Genomic DNA, 18,846 nt, shown 5'->3' on the forward strand with positions numbered 1-18,846 from the left:
TTAGTTGCCTATAACCTAAGAAGAAACGACCTCGTCGCCCTAAATGGACGACAGACGTTTCTCGTAGACAAATATTCTTGCAACATCCTAATTCTACTTTTCTTTCTCGTCTTCTTCTTCACCACGGGTTACAATAATCCGATCTTCATAAATCTCTTCAAGAGCAACACCAACATACTTATAAGCTTTGGGGTTCTTAATATCAGTGTGTCCCCCTTCACGCAATTGTCTTGCCCGACGAGCAGAAGCGACAACGAGCGAATACTTACTGTCAACCTTGGTCATCATTTCATCAATAGATGGATATAACATAGGGGCACCTCTTCATAGTTTACTTATCTCACCTTACAATGTTCGGCGATAATGATACTTTCTATTCTCTTGCAGGCCAGATCAATCTCGTCATTGACTACAGCATAATCATAATGTCGCATAAGGCCAATTTCGTCCTCTGCCACAGACATACGGTGATCAATCACATCAGGATGTTCTGTACCACGACCTCGAATACGGTCCTTCAACTCATCCATCGAAGGAGGAAGAAGGAACACAAAGATGCCTTCAGGAAATTTTTCTTTGACCTTGAGAGCTCCCTGAACTTCGATCTCCAGAATAATATCTCTTCCGCTATCGAGAGTTCTCTCTACAAAATCACGTGGAGTACCGTAACAATTGCCTACGTACTCCGCATATTCGAGCAATTGATCGGCTTCAATCATTGCTGCGAACTGTTCTTTGGTTTTGAAAAAATAATTGACGCCGTCTTCTTCGCCCGCACGTGGACTGCGGGTAGTAGCAGAAACCGAATAAATAAGTTTCGGCATTCTAGGCCGCAGCGCAGTACATACAGTTCCTTTACCAACACCGGAAGGACCGGATAATATGATCAGCAATCCTTTTGACATAATACACTCCATTTAGTTGTTATTCGTCGTTATCGTCGTCTTTACTGGATAAGCGATGCGCGACAGTCTCCGGTTGAACTGCTGACAGGATGACGTGATCACTATCAGTAATTATAACGGCACGGGTCCGACGGCCATAGGTGGCATCGATCAGCATATGCCGGTCTCTAGCCTCCTGAATAATACGTTTAATCGGTGCTGATTCCGGGCTGACGATGGAAATAATTCGGTTCGCCGACACGATATTCCCAAAGCCGATGTTGATAAGTTTAATTGCCATGTTCCGGTTGTTCCCCCCATGAGTTACATCTTAGCTTTTCCAGGTTCTCTTATTCTATATTCGCTGCTTGCTCACGAATCTTCTCTAGCTCCGCCTTCATGTCAAGCACAAGGTTGACCAGCATCAGATTGTTGCATTTCGACCCTATTGTATTAGTTTCCCTGTTCATTTCCTGAATGAGAAAGTCCAGTTTGCGTCCCACTGGCTCATTTCCGTTCAAAAGCATTCTGCATTGTTCAAAATGACTGTATAGCCGGGTCAGTTCTTCATCAATATTGCAGCGATCTGCAAAGATAGCAACTTCCAATCCGAATTTATGCTCATCAAAAGGGAACGTCCCGTCATTCAACTCGCTCAGCCGCTGCCGCAGCTTATCACGATATTCACTTACAACAACAGGAGCAAGCTCCGCCATTCCAGAATGCAGCTTCTTCAGATGGTTCAAACGCTGCTCTACATCAGCTACAAGAAAGCTGCCTTCGCGGGCACGCATTTCCATTAATGAATCCAAGCTCTGCGTTAATCCAAACTCCAGTACTTCTGAGAAGTCTTCAAGGGCAGCAGGCAAAGAGCTCACAGCTTCCTCTTGAATCTCCATTACACCGGGCATAGAAAGTATATCACGCAGTGTCAATTCTCCACCCAGCCCAAACTCATCTTTCAGCTCGTCTGCAGCTAGCAGATAAGACTTAACAGCAGACCTATTTAACATAGGTCCAGAGCCAGCCTCTTCATCGCGCTCTCTATTGATGATAACATCTACCCGTCCCCGTTTGATATGCTGTTGAATCTTCCTTCTCAGCATATCCTCATAACCCGTCCAATCCCGGGGCATCCGCAGCACAACTTCGCAGTAACGGTGATTCACCGATTTGACTTCGAACATAATCTTGTAGCCGCTGAATTGCAGGGACGATTGACCGTATCCGGTCATGCTAAATGACAACGGAATCACATCCATTACACTATTGTAATTGATTATTACTAGCGAAACAAGGGGGACAATTTGCGCCCCTGTTTCTTCCACACATACTCCAGCAGCTCCGCACTCATATCATAGAACATGAATGGGGTCATTAAATAAATGCCATTGAAATGTTCTGTCGCTGCGTCAAGCAGCTCTTTGGCGATAGCAACGCCTTCTGCACGTCCCGCCGCCCCTTCAAGGCCATCCATCCGTCTGCGCACTTCATCCGAGAGCTGAATGCCAGGCACCTCATTGTGCAGGTACTCAGCATTGCGGCCGCTTGCCAGCGGCATAATACCGATAAACACGGGAATATCCAGATGCTTTGTGGCTTCGGCAATATTCGCAATCAGCTCCGTGTCATACACAGGTTGGGTCATAATATAATCTGCACCCGAAGCAATCTTCTTCTCCAGACGCTGCACAGCCTTGTCCAAATGTTTAACATTTGGATTAAAAGCTGCACCAATCACGAATTTCGCTTTTTGCTTAAGCGGCTTGCCCGAAAAGGCAATCCCATCATTCAGCTGTTTAATCATACGTATAATTTCAAAAGAGGTTAAATCGTAAACCGAGCTTGAGCCTGGAAGATCTCCAAATCGCGCTGGATCACCAGTCACTGCCAGAACATGATCAATTCCAAGAGCGTCAAAGCCCATTAGATGTGACTGTGTTCCAATCAGATTGCGGTCACGACAAGCAATATGCACCAAAGGCCGCAGCCCAGTTCGAGCTTGCACCAGATGACCTAGAGCCATGTTGCTCATACGTGTGACGGCTAAAGAATTATCGGCTAGTGTCAAAGCGTCCGCACCTGCTCGGCGAAGTACCTCTGCACCCTTCATGAACTTGGCGATATCCAGATCCCGTGGTGGATCGAGCTCAACAATAACCGTATGGCGTTCCTTGACAAGATCAACCAACGTTGGCTCTCCACCACCGGGTCCTTCCTCTTCACCAAAATGCTCATGCACAGTAATACGTTTCAAACTTTGCGGTACTGGTACTGGAAGCGACTGTGGCACATAGCCCTGCAGTGCGGCGGATATCTCAGCAATATGCTGTGGTGTTGTACCACAGCAACCGCCAATAATCCGACTGCCCATTTCAGCAAAGGTTAAAGCCATTTGACCAAAGTATTCCGGAGAGGCGCCATAACGGTATTCTCCATCCACATAGTCTGCTACTCCAGCATTAGGATATACGGAAACCGGAAGAACAAGGCTGCCCTGTAAAGATTTCAGCGCTCTCTTGATTCCATTCGGCCCGGTACGGCAGTTGAAGCCGATGATGTCGGCCCCGTCGTCTTCCAGAATGCGGAAGGCCTCAGGCAATGTCAATCCATCCAGCGTACGTGCAGATTCATCCACGGCTAACTGGCAGATGACAGGTAGTGGGCTAAGCTTACGAACTGCTCTCAGCGCCAGATGAAGCTCCTCCACATCATAGAAGGTTTCCAGCATAATACCATCTGGTTCTTCTTCCAGCAGTGCTGTAATCTGCTGCGAGAAATATTTCTTCAACTCTGAGGATGAGAGATTCGCACGTTTACCGGCACGAATGGAACCAACAGCTCCGACAACATATCCGTCATCTCCGGCAGCACGGCGAGCAATCCTTACGCCGGCGCGATTAATCTCTTCAACTTTGGTCTCCAGTCCATATTTCGACAACTTGTCATAGTTCGCTGAGAAGGTATTACTCTCAAGCAGCACTGCCCCAGCCTCTATATAACTGCGATGCACATCTTCAATGACCCCGGGTGAGGTTAAATTTAATTCTTCGTAGGAAATGCCAACTGGGAAGCCTTTCTGATATAAAAAGGTACCCATCGCTCCATCTCCGACCAGCACTTTTTTTGCCCATGCGGAACGTAAATCCGGCTTCACTGCAGACCCTCCCCTGACATTAGTTTCATACTAATGTAACATAAAACGGGATGATTGATAAGCTTTTGCAAGGAAAAGCATTCTTGACGCCCGCTTATTAGTAACAACTCTAGTTAGTTAATTTTAAATGTGCTGGCTATCTGTAATAGCTCCTCAGACATCTTGGCTAGAGCAGAAGATGCACTGTGTACTTCTTCTACAGTAGCTAATTGTTCCTCAGCTGAAGCAGAAACACTTTGTGTGCCGTCTGATGTTTCACTGATAATCACCGAAATGGCTTCGAAGCTTGCGACCAAGTTTTTGGTATCAGAGGACATATCTTCAGCAGCAGCCGATACTTCATGAATCTCTGCAGCTACACCACTCATTGCCAATTCAATCTTATCAAAAGCTTGGCCAGCCAGTGAAACTGCATGGATCCCAATACGCACTTCTGCTTCGCCTTGAAGAACCTTGTTCACACTATTCTCAGTCTCAAACTGTATGTTCTTAATGACCTCGGCAACCTGCTTACCTGATAGGGCCGTTTGATCAGCAAGTTTTTTAACTTCTGCGGCGACAACCGCAAAACCTCTTCCCGCGTCGCCAGCTCGTGCAGCTTCAATAGAAGCATTCAAGGATAATAGATTGGTCTGACTTGCTATCTCGGAAATAAAGCTGATGATTGTTCCAATCTCCTTCGATTTCTCTCCAAGAGACTTAACAGATGTAGCGACCTCAGTAGAATTCGCCTGAATCGATGACATTTGATCAATCGCAGTTTGGACAGCATTGGACCCCTCTACAACTACCAGAGAAGCATTTACTGCTGATTGACTAACACTTTGAGCACTTTCGGCGATTAGTATCGCTTGTTCATCCATTCCATGCACCAGCTTAACGCTTCTGCTTATGCTCTCCACTTGCTTCTCGGTCCCTTGTGCAAGATCCTCTGTTACGTGGGCGATATGTTCAGTCGCAAGGCTTGTCTGTTCCGCTCCAGCAGTCAGTTCCTCCGCTGAGGCAGCCACCTGCTCTGCATGAAAGCCAATCTCCTGAATGAGTTTACGTAAATTATTCGACATAAGATTGAAAGCATTAGCCAGATCGCCAAGTTCATCTTTATTCTTAATATGGATCTCATTAATCGTTAAATCATTAGAGGCAATCTTAATAGCGGCCGCCTGCAATTGCTTAATGGGTTTGGAAATCTGCATACTAATCAGAATTGCTGATAATGCTGCTGTAAGTAAAGATAATACACCTATTATTGCAATCGTTAATTGTATCGACTTGGCTTGGTCATGCGCCACTGCTATCTCTGCATTCGCTTCGGCCTGTTTCGTTATAACCAGCTTACGGGCTACCTCGACAAATTTATCTAGAACCTCACTCTGATTTACCGCTATATCAACAATGTCAGCTTGCTTCCCTTTATTTTTGGCATCGATCATCTTATCAGATATGACGATAAACTGTTGCTGCAACAAGTCTAATCCAGCTAAAATTTGGCGCTTATCTCGATCTGTAATCAATTTATCCAATTGTGCATATATAGCTATGAAATCAACGCGATGATCCGCATAAGCCTCAAATTTCTTCGCGTCACCGGAAATAATGAAATCGGAAACATTGGCATGTTCAGCTTCGATCGTGGTGTTCATATCCTTAACCAGACCAATAGTTTTGACCTCTTTATTTAATAGATCAGTGTAGGTAGTATTGATTTGCGCTATATAGGTATAGCCAATAGTACCTAGCAATACTAACAAGATCAGAACAATACCAAAACCCATGTAGAGACGTTGCTTAATACTTTTCGCTCTGAATAGCTGGATGAATTTCATCATTTACTCCCACCCACCTGTCCCAGAATATGTTCCGCTTCTGTTCTAAATGAACTCGCTGCTTTTTCAGGAGTGGTTTTGCCTTCTACCACATCATTCAACATGATTTGGTAAGCATTCTGCACCACCCCGTCAGATTGAGGAGCAGGAGGGTCGATAGGACTGGAGTGTTTGGCAATGTAACTCATATATGTGAACTGCTCTTTGCCTTGTTCGTTGGCTTGACTTGATAGTTGTGCAGCAACTTGGGTCGCAATAGGAACCCCACGGTCACCCCGAAGAATATCGTTAGCTTCTTTATTGTTGGTGATAAAGTCAATAAACTTCGCCGCCGCTTCCGTATGTTCTGAATAAGAAGATACGGCAATAAACATGGATGGTTTAATGTAGCTACCTTCTTTTTCCCCATCGTAGGTAGGAAGGCTTAATAATTTAAGAGTCCTGCCGGCAGCATCGCCAAGAGAAACTATCAGATTACTTGAGATCTGTAAAAATGCCGTTTTCCCCGTCACAAGTGCATTCGTTTCATCAGTAGTAGGTGATGTAACCGCATTACTTGGCTTCAGAAGCCCAGTATCCATCCATTTCTTCATTAATGTTAAATATTCAATGATAGATTTATCTGTGTATCCTAGGCCCGTTCCCTCCTTATTATAGAAGGATTCGCCTTTGGTTCTAAGCCAATACGACACATCAAACATAATGTCTAGTGGATAAAAATCCGGAGTGTTAACCTTCTCTTTAAATAGCTGCATCGTATGTTGTAAATCATCCACACTATAGCCGTTTTGCAAGGGTTCTATTCCATATTCCTTAAACATGGCTGGATCGTAAGCAATAGCTAATGCATTCGATCCCATTGGAATCCCATACTGCAATCCTTTATATTGTCCAGAGACCAGAAAGGATTTATCGATGTCAGATAGATCCAGAACTTTAGACTTGCTAAAGGAATCCATGGGTTCAAGTAAATCGTGCTTAATGTAATTAAAAATAAAACTGTAATCTGCCTGAATAAGATCAGGCATTGTTTGATCAGCTGTATACATCGCCAACTTTGTGGCTACGTTAGCATTGCTGGAGTAATCCTCTGTCTTGAATTTAATATTAGGATTCGCCTTCTCAAACATCGCGATAACCTTTAAAGTAATTTCCTTGCGGCTGGGTTTACCCCACCAAATAAAATTCAGGGTAATCTGCTTGTCGGTACTTTTCACTACTTCAGTGTCATTTCCCCCGCAACCAGCAATCGTAAATACTAATGCAGAGGTTACTAGAATGGAGATAACATTTTTAAATGTTATTTTCATAAATATCCGCCTTTCTCAATGAGCTACAGGATGAGTTGCTTATGTATGTTAAATGAGTTAGCACCTACTCACTTTCTCTATATCGGATATTTAACACGAAAATGTATATTTTTTTTGACATTCTTCGACAAATTAAAACATTTTTCTTTAAAATGTCATTTTAAAATAAATTTATTAATCGACGTGACACAGTGACACCAAAAAGAGCTATCCCGCAAAGTAGAATAATCCACTTTGCGAAATAGCTCCTTTCATACTCTTGTATGCAATTTAATTAGCTGTTACCTTATAAATTCACTGAACCCGTATATACAGCCTGTGCAGGGCCGGTCATATACACATGATTGTCTTCCTCGTTCCATTCAATATAAAGATCGCCGCCCTTCAAGCTAATCCAGGCCGAACGATCGGTCAGACCGTTAAGCACGGATGAAACTAGGGTTGCACATGCACCGGTCCCGCAAGCAAGCGTTGGTCCGGCTCCACGTTCCCAGACACGCATATCGACATGACCACGGTCCAGCACAGTGGCAAATTCAACGTTAACCTTTCGCGGAAATAAAGGATGCACTTCAAGTTTGGGTCCCCAAGTCGTGAGATCAAAGGATACAGCATCATCAACATAAATTACACAGTGTGGATTGCCCATGGATACCGCAGTGAACTTAAATTCTGTACCCTCTGCTTCAATGGGTTGATCCACAACATTCTCCGCATCTATCGCTACCGGAATCTGCAGACCCGACAATACAGGTTCGCCCATATCAACCGTAACGGTTTCCACTACACCGTCTTTCACATTTAGAGTAACCTTCTGCTCCCCAGCGCCAATCGTTTCAATCACAATCTGCTCCGAACTGACAAGTCCTTGCTCATACACATATTTGGATACACAGCGGATCGCATTCCCACACTGCTCCGCCTCCGAACCGTCAGAGTTCATTATGCGCATCATATAATGTCCACGCTCTGAAGGCAGGATGTAGACCAGACCATCCGCTCCGATGCCGAAATATCGGTTGCATAAGTTGACTGCAAGCTCTGCAGCATTGCTTGGAAGCTCCTGCTCGCCGTAGACGACGATAAAATCATTGCCTAGGCCATGCATTTTTGTGAATTCCATTGAGATGTCCACTCCTAAAATTTCTTAGTATACGAGCTATTAACTGCATCAAGCATACCTTAAGGAGTGGGGCAATGCTATTGACTTTATGCCGAAATTTTTGTACTTTTTATCATCGGCCGGTGGCGGCTCTGCTTCCGATTGCCACCCCAGACACTTCCTGCTCCCATCAAGAAAGTTGGAATACCAGATGATACCAATACCAGACACCACTCGCGGAAATTCAACGGAACGGTTTTGAAGACCGGCTGGAGCAGCGGCAGATACATCACCGCCAACATTAGCAGCACAGATGACAATACAGCGAGCACTAGATACCTATTCTGAAATGGGTTGCGGTGGAACACAGAGCGGGAGCTTCGGCAATCAAACACATGAATCAACTGGGCCATAACTAGTGTGGCAAAAGCGACTGATTGAGCGCGGACCAGCTGTGCCGGATTCTCAGGTGCAATCCGCAGCGTGAGCCAGAAGGCAGCCAGCGTGCAGAGGCCGATCAGCAGCCCACGACTGACAATCTTCCATCCCAACCGGCGGGCAAAAATATTCTCTTTGGCTCCACGTGGCTTGTGCTCCATTAGATCCTTCTCAGGCTGATCTACCCCAAGCGCCATTGCCGGAAGTCCGTCAGTAACGAGGTTAACCCACAGAATCTGAATAGGCACGAGCGGCAGCGGCAGACCTAGCATCATGGCAAAGAACATGGTCAATATTTCCCCGACATTGGAGGCCAGCAGATAACGGATAAATTTACGGATATTCTCGTAGATATTTCTGCCTTCTTCGATGGCTGCCACGATAGTGGAGAAATTATCATCTCCTAGGATGAGTGAGGATGCTTCCTTGGTGACATCCGTACCGGTGATCCCCATCGAGATTCCGATATCCGCCGCTTTAATCGCCGGAGCATCATTCACGCCATCTCCGGTCATTGCCACTACATGACCATGACGCTGTAATGACTTGACAATCCGCAGTTTATGTTCAGGAGAAACACGGGCGTATACGTACACATTATCAGAAATCTTATCAAGCTCATCATCATCCATTCGGGTCAGTTGGCTGCCTGTGAGCACAGTCCCTCCCCGCTGCAAAATACCCAGCTGATGGGCAATGGCTTCAGCAGTCGCACCGTGATCTCCAGTGATCATCACCGTCTTGATGCCTGCCCGACGCGTAATGCTGATCGCATCACGTACTTCACGCCGCGGCGGATCAATCATGCCCGCCAGACCGATAAAGATCAGTTGGCTTTCCGCTTCCTTCTCGCTGTTCACTGATTCGTTCGGACGCATATCACGATAGGCCATGCCAAGCACGCGCAATGCGCCCGAAGCTAATTCCTCATTGGCATCCAGCACCCTTTGCCGCAAGGTAGGTGTACAAGGTACAACCCCGCCATCCCAGAGCATATAAGTGCAGCGGCTTAGCAGCACATCAGGTGCTCCTTTGGTGCAGAGCATCCGGCCACCTGGATGACCAACAACAACCGACATCAGCTTCCGCTCCGAATCGAAGGGGAATTCCTTCTCCCTAGAATAGGTAACGGCTAGCGATTGCGAGGTCAAGCCCATTTTGGCGGACAGTGCCACCAATGCTCCTTCGGTTGGATCACCTTTTAGCTCCCATATGGAAGAAGAGGCCACCCCTTTATCCAGCTCATTAACCTTATCCTTCGTTTTGCGTTTTCCGCGCATTTCGGAAGGAAAGGTCTCGATGATTTCTGCATTGCTGCACAGTGCGCCCACTTGCAACATCCGGCGCAGACCTTGGTCGTGCTTGAGGTCTACCGCCCTACCCTTATCCAGAATTTGTCCTGTCGGAGCATATCCTTCACCCGTCACCGCGAGCGCGCGCCCACCTGTCCACAAGCGGGTTACCGTCATTTTATTCTGCGTAAGGGTGCCAGTCTTGTCGGAGCAGATCACGGAGGCGCAGCCGAGGGTTTCAACAGAAGGCAGTTTACGAACGATCGCCTTGCGTTTGATCATCCGTTGCACACCCAAGGCTAACGCAATTGTTACTATGGCTGGGAGCCCCTCAGGTATCGCAGCCACCGCAAGACTCACCCCAGCTAGAAACATGGCTGTAGCAGGCTGTCCGTGCAAGATACCTGCGGCTACAACCACAATAGTCAAGCCGAGCGACACATAGATCAGGATCTTGCCAAGCTGTTCCAGCCTATGCTGCAGCGGCGTCTCCTGCGACTCGGTATTCTGGATCAGATCGGCAATTTTGCCCATCTCTGTATCCATCCCGGTACGGACAACGATAGCCCGCCCGGTACCCCTAGTCACCATAGTCCCCATAAAGCCGATATTTTTCTGATCACCCAGCGGAATTTCTTCTGCATGGATAGGCTCGGAATGCTTGGAGACGGGCAGAGATTCACCGGTCAGTGCAGACTCCTCCGCATACAGCGCACTGCATTCCAGCCAGCGGACATCTGCCGGAATCCGGTCGCCGCTCTCCAGCAGAACAATATCGCCAGGCACCAGCATTTTAGCTGGCAGGATCTCACTTTTTCCATCACGAATGACTTTAGCAGTAGGTGCCGATAGCTGCTTCAATGCCCTGAGCGAACGTTCAGCGCGAAATTCCTGGACAAATCCCAGCGCTCCATTCAGCAGGATAATGGCGATAATTGTGATGGCATCCAAATATTCGCCAAGCAGGCCAGAGACCAGGGTTGCTCCCATGAGCACTAGCACCATAAAATCTTTGAACTGGTTCAGCAGCAAAGTAAGCGGAGATACCGTCTTTCCTTCTGAAAGCTCATTCTGCCCACTCTGCTTACGTCTCTCCGCAGCATCCTCTCCGCTAAGGCCCTTCTGCAGATGAACACCGAACATTTTCTGCAGTTCCTCTGCACCGAGCCGGTGCCAACTATTCTGTTCCATAACTATTATTTCCCCTCCCGGTCGTTTCTTGACTTCAGGGCGGCACACAGCTTTTCCACCTGTTCTTGACCAATGTATTCAGGGTCGTCCAGAAATATCACCGCAACAAAGCGGCTCCTTTTGCACGAATGTCCTAAAGTGTGGCATCATAGAGAGGAAAGAAATCAATTTTATGGCGACAGGAGAGCTTTATCATGGCATTAGACGGCATTGTTACCCGAGCTATCGTGCACGAGCTGCAACCCTTCATAGGTGCGCGCATAGGCAAAATTTATCAACCGAACACCCACGATCTTATTTTCACACTACGCGGCTCCGGTGGTGGTGGTAAGCTTCTACTCTCAGCTAACCCTACTTATCCGCGTCTGCACCTTACGGATAGAAGCAGCATTAACCCTTCTGACGCGCCAATGTTCTGCATGCTGATGCGTAAACACTGCGAAGGTGGGGCTATTGAGAGCATCACCCAAGTAGGGATGGAACGCATTATTCATATAAACGTCAAGAGCAGAGATGAGCTTGGAGACTTCTCCGCCAAAAAGATCATTATCGAGCTCATGGGCCGGCACAGCAATATCATCCTGACCGATCTGGCTACCGGCACTATCGTGGACGGGATACACCATGTAACCCCTTCAATCAGCAGCTATCGGGTTGTCATGCCTGGGGTTGCTTATACAGAACCACCACAGCAGCACAAACTGAACCCGCTGGAGCTTGGCAAAAAGGATTTTCTACAGCTCATTACGGCTGCCGAAGAGAACGCCCTGCTTGTTCCGGAGGAGATTGAAGTCGAGGAGCCTATTGAGGGTGAACTCGCGGGTCTGCTCAAGGTTCTAGAGGAACAGAAGGCCGATGGCTCTGGTGGTCCTGCACCTTCGGCTGATCCTATGGGCTGGATGGTGCATGCTTTTAGCGGAATGAGTCCACTCGTGGCTGGAGAAATCATCTTGCGTTACAGAAACTCTGGTGATCAAGATCACGCAGTAGTAAGCGGAGAAGCAGATTCAGTACGATTGTGGAAAGCCTTTGATTCCGTAATGGGACCTGTTCGTGAATTCCAGTTCGCACCTGCAGCAGGCGCTAATCACAAAGGGAAAATGATTTTCTCAGCGATTCCATTAACACTACTCGAAGAGAATGTGAAGAAGTATAGTACAATCAGCCTGTGCATGGAAGATTACTACGGAGACAAAGCTGAACGGGATACGGTGAAACAACGGGTAAGTGACCTGATTCGTTTCCTCGGCAACGAACGGAGCAAAAATATCAAGAAACTCGCCAATCTGCAAAAGGATCTGGATGAGGCTCAAGATGCTGACCGTTTCCGGATTTGGGGTGAGCTGCTATTTGCCTCCCTGCACAAGGTATCCAAAGGTGACAAGCAAGCAAGCCTGATCAATTACTATGATGAGAACCAGGCCGAAATGATTATCCCGCTTGACCCGCTGCTCAGCCCCTCAGACAATGCTCAACGTTATTTCAAAAAATACAATAAATATAAAAACAGTCTACTTGTCATTGATGAGCAGTTGATCAAAACGCATGAGGAAATCACGTATATGGAAAGTCTGCAGCAGCAGCTTGCCCACGCCTCTCTGAACGATATTGAGGAAATCCGCGATGAGCTTGTAGGACAAGGATATTTGCGCGACCGCAGCAAAAAAGGTAAAAAGAAGAAAAAAGCTGCAGCCCGCCCAACGCTGCAGGTGTTTACTTCATCTGAAGGTGTCGACATCTATGTCGGCAAAAACAATCTGCAGAACGAATACGTCACCAATCGACTCGCTTCTCCAAATGATACCTGGCTGCATACCAAGGACATTCCCGGCTCACATGTTGTCATTCGCAGCGAGGAGTTCGGCGATGCTACGCTGGAAGAGGCCGCACAGCTTGCCGCTTACTACAGTCAAGCCAAACAATCGAGCAGCGTACCGGTAGACTGCACCCTGATTCGCCATGTACGCAAGCCGAGTGGTTCCAAGCCGGGTTTTGTCATCTACGATCATCAGAAGACCTTGTTCGTCACCCCCGATGAGGATCGGATTAAGAGTCTGCCGAATATTTTAAAGAACTAAATCCGTAAAAAACATTAAAACCTCCAACCCTCTGATGAAAGCACGTCAAAGGTTTGGAGGTTTTTGAGTTAGGATTACTTTAATTTCTCCAGCACATCGGCTGAGACTGTTACACTACCAATGTCCCCGTGGAAAATCACACCTTGACGCGCACCGTGAAAGTCCGAGCCTCCAGTGATGATAAGGCCAAATTCCGCAGCCAGAAGAAGATATCTTTCTTCCTCGGCAGGCCCATGATCCGAATGATAAACCTCAATTCCCCGCAGTGCACTCCGTTCAAGGATGCCCCGCATCAGTTCATCATCTCCGTATAAGCCAGGATGTGCCAATACCGGAGAACCTCCGGCTTCAACAATCCATTGACAGGCTTCCTCTGGCGTTATACGCGGTGGCAATACGAAAGCTGCAGCACCTTCAGCCAGATACTTGTTAAAAGCATCCCGCATGTCTGTCGCTGCTCCCAGCCGCACCAGTTCATCGGCAATATGTGGCCGCCCAACACTTTCATCCGGCTTCAGTTCACGCCCCATGCCTGCTATAACTTTTTCCAGGGTAATTTCAATACCCAGATTCCGTAATTTGTGGACAATTTCTTCATTCCGCTGTGAACGGGTATCTCTCAGCCCTTCCAGTCGGGACAGAAATAAAGTATTGGTAGTATCCATATAATAACCAAGTACATGGATATCCTTGCCGCCTGCACGTGTACTGATTTCAACACCGGGGACTACCGTAATCCCATATTTTCTTCCGGCTTCTTGGGCTTCGGCAATGCCTGCAACGGTATCATGATCCGTAATTGCCACAGCCGCAAGACCTTTTTCAGCAGCAATTCGGACATTATCTGCTGGTGGCAACATTCCGTCCGAAGCTTGTGTATGTGTATGTAGGTCACAACGTGCAGATTGATCGATTTCGTTCTCCATTCATACCACCCATTTCCTAATTTATAAGTTCTGGGCTAACTCCCACTCCTCGCGGAGAATGCCCATCTTGATCGCATCATAATACTGGCCGCGAACAATTCGCGCTTTACGAACACGCGCCTCTTCTACCATACCGCATTTTGCCGCCAGCTTCATCATTCTTACATTACCGGACCATGTACCCATTCCGAGCCGAACAGTATCCATAGCTTCAAATAAATATTTCATCCACATCCGAAAAGCTTCCGTGCCATACCCCCCTGACCAATAACGCGAGTCACAAATGACAATTCCGATCTCGAACCAGTTGGTTTCTTTAGCGACCCAATATCGGCCTACCTTACCCTTTAGTTCACCGTCTATCTCGACCATCAGACAACGGCGTGGTGCATCTGAATATGCAAGTTCGACATCTTCCCGATATTCTGTGGCGAACTCTTCATAGCTCACAGGACTCAAGGGCTTATAGGGTCCATTCCAGTTCAAATGCTCCCGATCATCAGCTTCATGATAGTAGTAATACAATTTGCGGATGTCAGCTTCCGTAATGTCGCGCAGCACAACTTTTTCTCCACTCAGCAATATCTTCATAAGCTATCCAGAGAATGCTGGCGTAAAAACGTAAGAAATGTTACGGCCGAGATCGGCAGCAGTGTGGACTTCAGATGAATGGCGTAGAATTGTCTTTTTAAGGACGCATCTGAGATATTTACAATTTTCAAAAGACCCAGTGTGACCTCGTGCTTGACAGAAGAAGTGGAGATCATTGTAATCCCGAGACCAGCCTCCACCGCTGATTTCACAGCTCCCGTACTGCCCAGCTCCATCACAATTCGCATAGACGCCAGGTCAAGTCCTTTGGCCAGTATTTGTTCCTCCATAACACTGCGCGTACCCGAGCCCTGCTCACGCAGAATAAACGGATGCTGCAGCGCCTCCTCCAAAGTCACTTCATGTTTAGCCGCCAGCGGGTGGTCCCGGGGCACAATCAACTTCAGCTCATCCCCCATCACAGGTTCAATGACCATATCAGGGTGCGATACCGGAGCCTCAATCAAACCAAAGTTCAGTTGATGCTTATGTATCTCCTCCATGATCTGCGAGGTATTCATCACCTTCATCATAATCGAAATATTAGGATACTCCTTGCCAAAAGGACCGAGCAGACGCGGCAGCACATACTCACCGATTGTCAGGCTAGCCCCAAGCTGCAGACGTCCTTCCAGCATATGGGTAAAAGCAGACATAGCCTGATCCGTCTCACGCATCAGCTCAATACTGCGCTGCGCATAAGGCATAAGCATTTGGCCTGCTTCGGATAGCAGAATCTTTTTGGTGGTGCGGTTGAACAGCTTGGTTCCAAAATAGTCCTCCAGCGCCTGCACCTGCATCGTAACTGCCGGCTGCGTCATATGCAGCGTTTGTGCGGCCGCCGAGAAGCTTCCCCGCTCTGAAACGGTATAAAAAATATGCAACTGATGAAAGTTCATGCTTATGCCACTCCTTATTTGAGGCCATGCTTGATTACCTAGAAATAAACAAAAGGACATGCAGCTTCCTGCCGCATGCCTAGTGCTAATGATACTATTTGCGTCTGCGTCTGCGCTTAATCAGCTTCAAGCGCCGCGAGTGCCGCAGCAGCGAATAATAAGATTTCAAATCCCGCAGTTGGGGAGTCACCGAAACTTTGCCAAGAAACGAAACAACGGTCAACGTGTAAAGTGGATAGCCTGAGAGATTAGTCTCGCCTGGCAGCTCTGTGAACTCCGCGATTATTACCAAATCCTCGTCAATCAAGTAAGCATTCTGCTCACTATTCGAATAGGATTGGATCCGTTTCTGCTTCAAGCATTGCCATATCCAGGCGACAACATCTCCGTCAACACGGACTTCAACGCTGATCCGCTCCACGTAACGGCTTCTCGCAAAATCCGTTATAACGATATTTGCAACCCTATAGTCATTCAACATGATATGGAAGGGTTCATACGTACCCAGCCATTCCATTCCATGGTCACGCATCCTCATCACACTCCACCGTATGCATGCACTTATTGTTGTCAATCTTACCTCATTGCCGAAAGTTGTACAAGCTTGTGCCCCTCCACAAAAAATACCCCTGCCCATAAATCAGGCAAGGGAAAATTCATATTTATTCAGTATGTATGCAATTACATGGATGTGGTCGAGCCTGTTCCTAGACCGGAGCTTAATTCAAGCTCTCGTTCTCGCTTATGCAAATCCGCCTTAGAAGTTCGAAGAGCAGCTTGCGGCCCTTCAAAATGATTACGGTAATAGGAAAAATCCATTATGACCAAAATAACCATCATGCCGATCATGGCGTAAGCTGCATTCTCATTGGGTGGAATCATCATCACAACACTGATAAACACGATCCATATTAACGAAAGTACCGAGATAATAGTGCTGTACTTGCCCAGATTCCACGGTCCCAGATGCTTGGGCAGGAATGTCCCTTTTCGCTGAGCCAGCAGCTTCAGAAATATTGGAATTCCGTAGGCAACATACAAGCCAACCACACTGACTGCGGTAAGAAATATGAGCGTACCGTAAGTGGCATCTGGATTGATCATTTTAATTATATAATCGATAAAGGCCAGCAAAAAGGATAGGGTTACGGACAGCCAGATTGCTTTTGCCGGTGTGCGGTATTTCTTGGAGATTTCAGCCCAATGCCTGCTAAACGGCATGCCTTTATCTCTGGAGAAGGCATACATCATTCTGGAGAAGGACGTAATCGAGGAAAGACCACAGAACCACATCGCCAGCGTAATCAACCACAGAATCACCTTGCCAAAGGTGCCGCCGAGCGCCTCGCTGATCACGTAAATAAAGGCATTATCCGCTGCTGTTGCAGCACCCGCATCCTTAATGGACAAGGTCACAAACGCCAGCATAATAAATCCGAAGACAAAAGAATACGCTACCGAGGTGAAAATACCCCAAGGAGCTCGAATCCGCGGATTAACCGTCTCTTCAATCGTATGGGCAGATGCATCATAACCCGTAAAGGTCCACTGGGCCTGCAGGAGTCCAATCAGAAAGGCTAGTGCATATGGCTTGTCGGAAAAGGTTTCCCCTACCTTGAACAAGTAGCTTACCGGCTGAAGATCGGATTTGGTGAAGAAGGCCAACGTTACTACCAGACCAGCGGCGATAATAATATGATACCAGGCCGAGAAATCGTTCAGCTTCGCAACCATACGGATGCCAACATGATTGCAGATCCCATGGCTGAGCAGGATTACAACAAAAGTAATAAGAATGGTTGTATCGGTTGAGGTATAACCAAATACATCTGACAGTAGAGGATCGGCAAACAAGGCTGCGGAATAATCAATGCCTGCGACGATACCGATTTGCCCGATCAGATTAATCCAGGCCGTATACCAGCCCCAACGTTTGTTGGCAAGGACGGACGCCCAGTGGTACAGCGCTCCTGCGGTAGGAATGGCCGAAGCAAGCTCCGCTAGAGCCGCCGCGATCAGTAGTACGAACAAAGCCACCAGTGGCCACCCATATCCCATCATCCCTGGCCCACCATAGGTTAGACCATGCCCATATAGGGAAATCGCCCCTGTCAGAATTGAAATAATGGAGAAGGATATCGCAAAGTTGGAGAACCCGCCCATGCTTCGCAGCAACTCCTGGGCATAGCCGAATTTATTCAATTCCTTTTTGTCGAGCAGTAGTTGATCATTCTTAGTCTGATTCATAATGGTCATCTCCCCTCCAAAATTGTTATCATCCCCCAGCTACCTAACCTAAAAAGCTCTCATGGCTGGATTCATCAAATTCTCGTATATTCTTGTTAACTGTTACGGTTATGCCCAGAATAACGGCACAAGGCACTAATATAAATACAAATCCCAGAATCATCTTCTTCACCTCCATCCGTAGTTTCAGAGCAGAAGTTCAACACCGCTAATCTTTTGCTCCAGCATTCTGGCAATCAAGGTACCCAAATGAGCACCTGCCTCAACAGGAGGAGTCCCGCCTTGATGGATATTTGAAACAACAATACGGTTGGAATCGGTCATTCCCGAACGAGGCTTGTAACAGAGATAGGCGCTCATAGAATGGGAAGTTATCAGTCCCGGGCGCTCTCCGATAAACAATACAATGACCTCCGGTTGAAGAATATCGCCAATAGCATTCATACAGCCTACCCTGCCATTCTGGACAAAAAACGGAGTTCCACACGTTAAACTGTGTACCTGCAACGAGTCTAATAACGCTGGATAAACATCCCGGAGATTGTGCTCAATGGCACTGGCGCTTAATCCATCCGAGATGACAACCTGCACCTCAGGCTCATGGATACATTGCAGGCGAATACTCTGAATACTGCCCTCCGGCAGCACCCTCCCCAAATCCGGACGCCTCAGGTACACCTCCTTGTCATCCGCACTCGACTCTACTGAAAATAACCCCAGCTCATCCAGCAATGTCTGACTGACCCTGCCGTAAACCGTATCGACAGCCGCCGCATGATCGCAGCGAAGCTTAAGCAGCTCGCTCGTTGTAGGACGGCTTCCGGCTCTACCGGTCCCGATTCTAGCTGGTGTTGAACGCTTGAGTTGTTCCAATTCCTCCGTATGCTGCAAAGTCATTTTCCAAG

Annotated in this window: 16 protein-coding genes; 1 reads left to right on the forward strand and 15 read right to left on the reverse strand. The window is 47.3% G+C overall.

The annotated features are described in order from the left end of the window. Positions 1 to 93: 93 nt before the first annotated feature. The 9 genes from rpoZ to H1230_RS20270 form a co-directional block, all read right to left on the reverse strand. On the reverse strand, positions 94 to 312 hold the full coding sequence (rpoZ, locus tag H1230_RS20230; RefSeq protein WP_239711706.1) for a DNA-directed RNA polymerase subunit omega: 219 nt from the start codon (positions 310 to 312) through the stop codon (positions 94 to 96). A 23-nt stretch (positions 313 to 335) separates the two neighbouring features. Beyond that, entirely contained in the window at positions 336 to 905 is a 570-nt protein-coding gene (gmk, locus tag H1230_RS20235) for a guanylate kinase (protein WP_239711707.1), read from the reverse strand. Positions 906 to 924: 19 nt separating this feature from the next. Beyond that, positions 925 to 1,185, reverse strand: coding sequence for an extracellular matrix/biofilm regulator RemA (gene remA / locus H1230_RS20240; protein ID WP_006209218.1), 261 nt, complete (start codon positions 1,183 to 1,185; stop codon positions 925 to 927). 49 nt (positions 1,186 to 1,234) lie between these two features. After that, positions 1,235 to 2,131, reverse strand: coding sequence for a YicC/YloC family endoribonuclease (locus H1230_RS20245; protein ID WP_239717423.1), 897 nt, complete (start codon positions 2,129 to 2,131; stop codon positions 1,235 to 1,237). Positions 2,132 to 2,169: 38 nt separating this feature from the next. Beyond that, complete coding sequence (locus H1230_RS20250) at positions 2,170 to 4,041, reverse strand: bifunctional homocysteine S-methyltransferase/methylenetetrahydrofolate reductase (RefSeq protein ID WP_239711708.1); 1,872 nt, start codon at positions 4,039 to 4,041, stop codon at positions 2,170 to 2,172. Between the two features lie 113 nt (positions 4,042 to 4,154). Then, complete coding sequence (locus H1230_RS20255) at positions 4,155 to 5,870, reverse strand: methyl-accepting chemotaxis protein (protein ID WP_239711709.1); 1,716 nt, start codon at positions 5,868 to 5,870, stop codon at positions 4,155 to 4,157. Further along, positions 5,867 to 7,177, reverse strand: a complete 1,311-nt coding sequence (locus H1230_RS20260) for an ABC transporter substrate-binding protein (RefSeq protein WP_239711710.1) — start codon at positions 7,175 to 7,177, stop codon at positions 5,867 to 5,869. The genes H1230_RS20255 and H1230_RS20260 overlap by 4 nt, the downstream gene beginning before the upstream one ends. A gap of 286 nt (positions 7,178 to 7,463) precedes the next feature. Next, complete coding sequence (dapF, locus tag H1230_RS20265) at positions 7,464 to 8,300, reverse strand: diaminopimelate epimerase (RefSeq protein WP_239711711.1); 837 nt, start codon at positions 8,298 to 8,300, stop codon at positions 7,464 to 7,466. Positions 8,301 to 8,386: 86 nt separating this feature from the next. After that, complete coding sequence (locus H1230_RS20270) at positions 8,387 to 11,200, reverse strand: calcium-translocating P-type ATPase, SERCA-type (RefSeq protein ID WP_239711712.1); 2,814 nt, start codon at positions 11,198 to 11,200, stop codon at positions 8,387 to 8,389. Positions 11,201 to 11,394: 194 nt separating this feature from the next. Here H1230_RS20270 and H1230_RS20275 point away from each other — a divergent pair, with 194 nt between their 5' ends. Further along, the gene (locus H1230_RS20275) at positions 11,395 to 13,278 is read left to right on the forward strand and encodes an Rqc2 family fibronectin-binding protein (protein WP_239711713.1); all 1,884 of its coding nucleotides are present in this window, start codon (positions 11,395 to 11,397) and stop codon (positions 13,276 to 13,278) included. A 74-nt stretch (positions 13,279 to 13,352) separates the two neighbouring features. Here H1230_RS20275 and H1230_RS20280 read toward each other — a convergent pair whose 3' ends face one another. The 6 genes from H1230_RS20280 to eutC form a co-directional block, all read right to left on the reverse strand. After that, positions 13,353 to 14,204, reverse strand: a complete 852-nt coding sequence (locus H1230_RS20280) for a PHP domain-containing protein (RefSeq protein WP_239711714.1) — start codon at positions 14,202 to 14,204, stop codon at positions 13,353 to 13,355. A 21-nt stretch (positions 14,205 to 14,225) separates the two neighbouring features. Further along, the gene (locus H1230_RS20285) at positions 14,226 to 14,795 is read right to left on the reverse strand and encodes a GNAT family N-acetyltransferase (RefSeq protein ID WP_239711715.1); all 570 of its coding nucleotides are present in this window, start codon (positions 14,793 to 14,795) and stop codon (positions 14,226 to 14,228) included. After that, positions 14,792 to 15,694 (reverse strand): selenium metabolism-associated LysR family transcriptional regulator, encoded by a 903-nt coding sequence (locus H1230_RS20290; RefSeq protein WP_239711716.1) that lies wholly within the window; start codon positions 15,692 to 15,694, stop codon positions 14,792 to 14,794. Before H1230_RS20290 ends, H1230_RS20285 begins: the two co-directional genes overlap by 4 nt. A gap of 94 nt (positions 15,695 to 15,788) precedes the next feature. Continuing rightward, a complete protein-coding gene (locus H1230_RS20295; protein WP_239711717.1) occupies positions 15,789 to 16,226 on the reverse strand; it encodes a hypothetical protein in 438 nt (145 codons plus the stop codon). 149 nt (positions 16,227 to 16,375) lie between these two features. After that, positions 16,376 to 17,941, reverse strand: coding sequence for an amino acid permease (locus H1230_RS20300; protein WP_239711718.1), 1,566 nt, complete (start codon positions 17,939 to 17,941; stop codon positions 16,376 to 16,378). A 186-nt stretch (positions 17,942 to 18,127) separates the two neighbouring features. Continuing rightward, the gene (eutC, locus tag H1230_RS20305) at positions 18,128 to 18,838 is read right to left on the reverse strand and encodes an ethanolamine ammonia-lyase subunit EutC (RefSeq protein ID WP_239711719.1); all 711 of its coding nucleotides are present in this window, start codon (positions 18,836 to 18,838) and stop codon (positions 18,128 to 18,130) included. Positions 18,839 to 18,846 lie beyond the last annotated feature (8 nt).

Source organism: Paenibacillus sp. 19GGS1-52 (assembly GCF_022369515.1).
Taxonomy (GTDB): Bacteria; Bacillota; Bacilli; order Paenibacillales; family Paenibacillaceae; genus Paenibacillus_AQ.

Excerpts from the sequence above, each read along its gene's own strand:
- H1230_RS20255 (WP_239711709.1), bottom strand. The coding sequence starts at position 5,870 with ATGATGAAATTCATCCAGCTATTCAGAGCGAAAAGTATTAAGCAACGT.
- eutC (WP_239711719.1), bottom strand. The coding sequence starts at position 18,838 with ATGACTTTGCAGCATACGGAGGAATTGGAACAACTCAAGCGTTCAACA.
- H1230_RS20300 (WP_239711718.1), bottom strand. The coding sequence starts at position 17,941 with ATGAATCAGACTAAGAATGATCAACTACTGCTCGACAAAAAGGAATTG.
- H1230_RS20280 (WP_239711714.1), bottom strand. The coding sequence starts at position 14,204 with ATGGAGAACGAAATCGATCAATCTGCACGTTGTGACCTACATACACAT.
- dapF (WP_239711711.1), bottom strand. The coding sequence starts at position 8,300 with ATGGAATTCACAAAAATGCATGGCCTAGGCAATGATTTTATCGTCGTC.
- H1230_RS20270 (WP_239711712.1), bottom strand. The coding sequence starts at position 11,200 with ATGGAACAGAATAGTTGGCACCGGCTCGGTGCAGAGGAACTGCAGAAA.
- remA (WP_006209218.1), bottom strand. The coding sequence starts at position 1,185 with ATGGCAATTAAACTTATCAACATCGGCTTTGGGAATATCGTGTCGGCG.
- H1230_RS20285 (WP_239711715.1), bottom strand. The coding sequence starts at position 14,795 with ATGAAGATATTGCTGAGTGGAGAAAAAGTTGTGCTGCGCGACATTACG.
- gmk (WP_239711707.1), bottom strand. The coding sequence starts at position 905 with ATGTCAAAAGGATTGCTGATCATATTATCCGGTCCTTCCGGTGTTGGT.
- H1230_RS20260 (WP_239711710.1), bottom strand. The coding sequence starts at position 7,177 with ATGAAAATAACATTTAAAAATGTTATCTCCATTCTAGTAACCTCTGCA.
- rpoZ (WP_239711706.1), bottom strand. The coding sequence starts at position 312 with ATGTTATATCCATCTATTGATGAAATGATGACCAAGGTTGACAGTAAG.
- H1230_RS20295 (WP_239711717.1), bottom strand. The coding sequence starts at position 16,226 with ATGCGTGACCATGGAATGGAATGGCTGGGTACGTATGAACCCTTCCAT.
- H1230_RS20275 (WP_239711713.1), top strand. The coding sequence starts at position 11,395 with ATGGCATTAGACGGCATTGTTACCCGAGCTATCGTGCACGAGCTGCAA.
- H1230_RS20290 (WP_239711716.1), bottom strand. The coding sequence starts at position 15,694 with ATGAACTTTCATCAGTTGCATATTTTTTATACCGTTTCAGAGCGGGGA.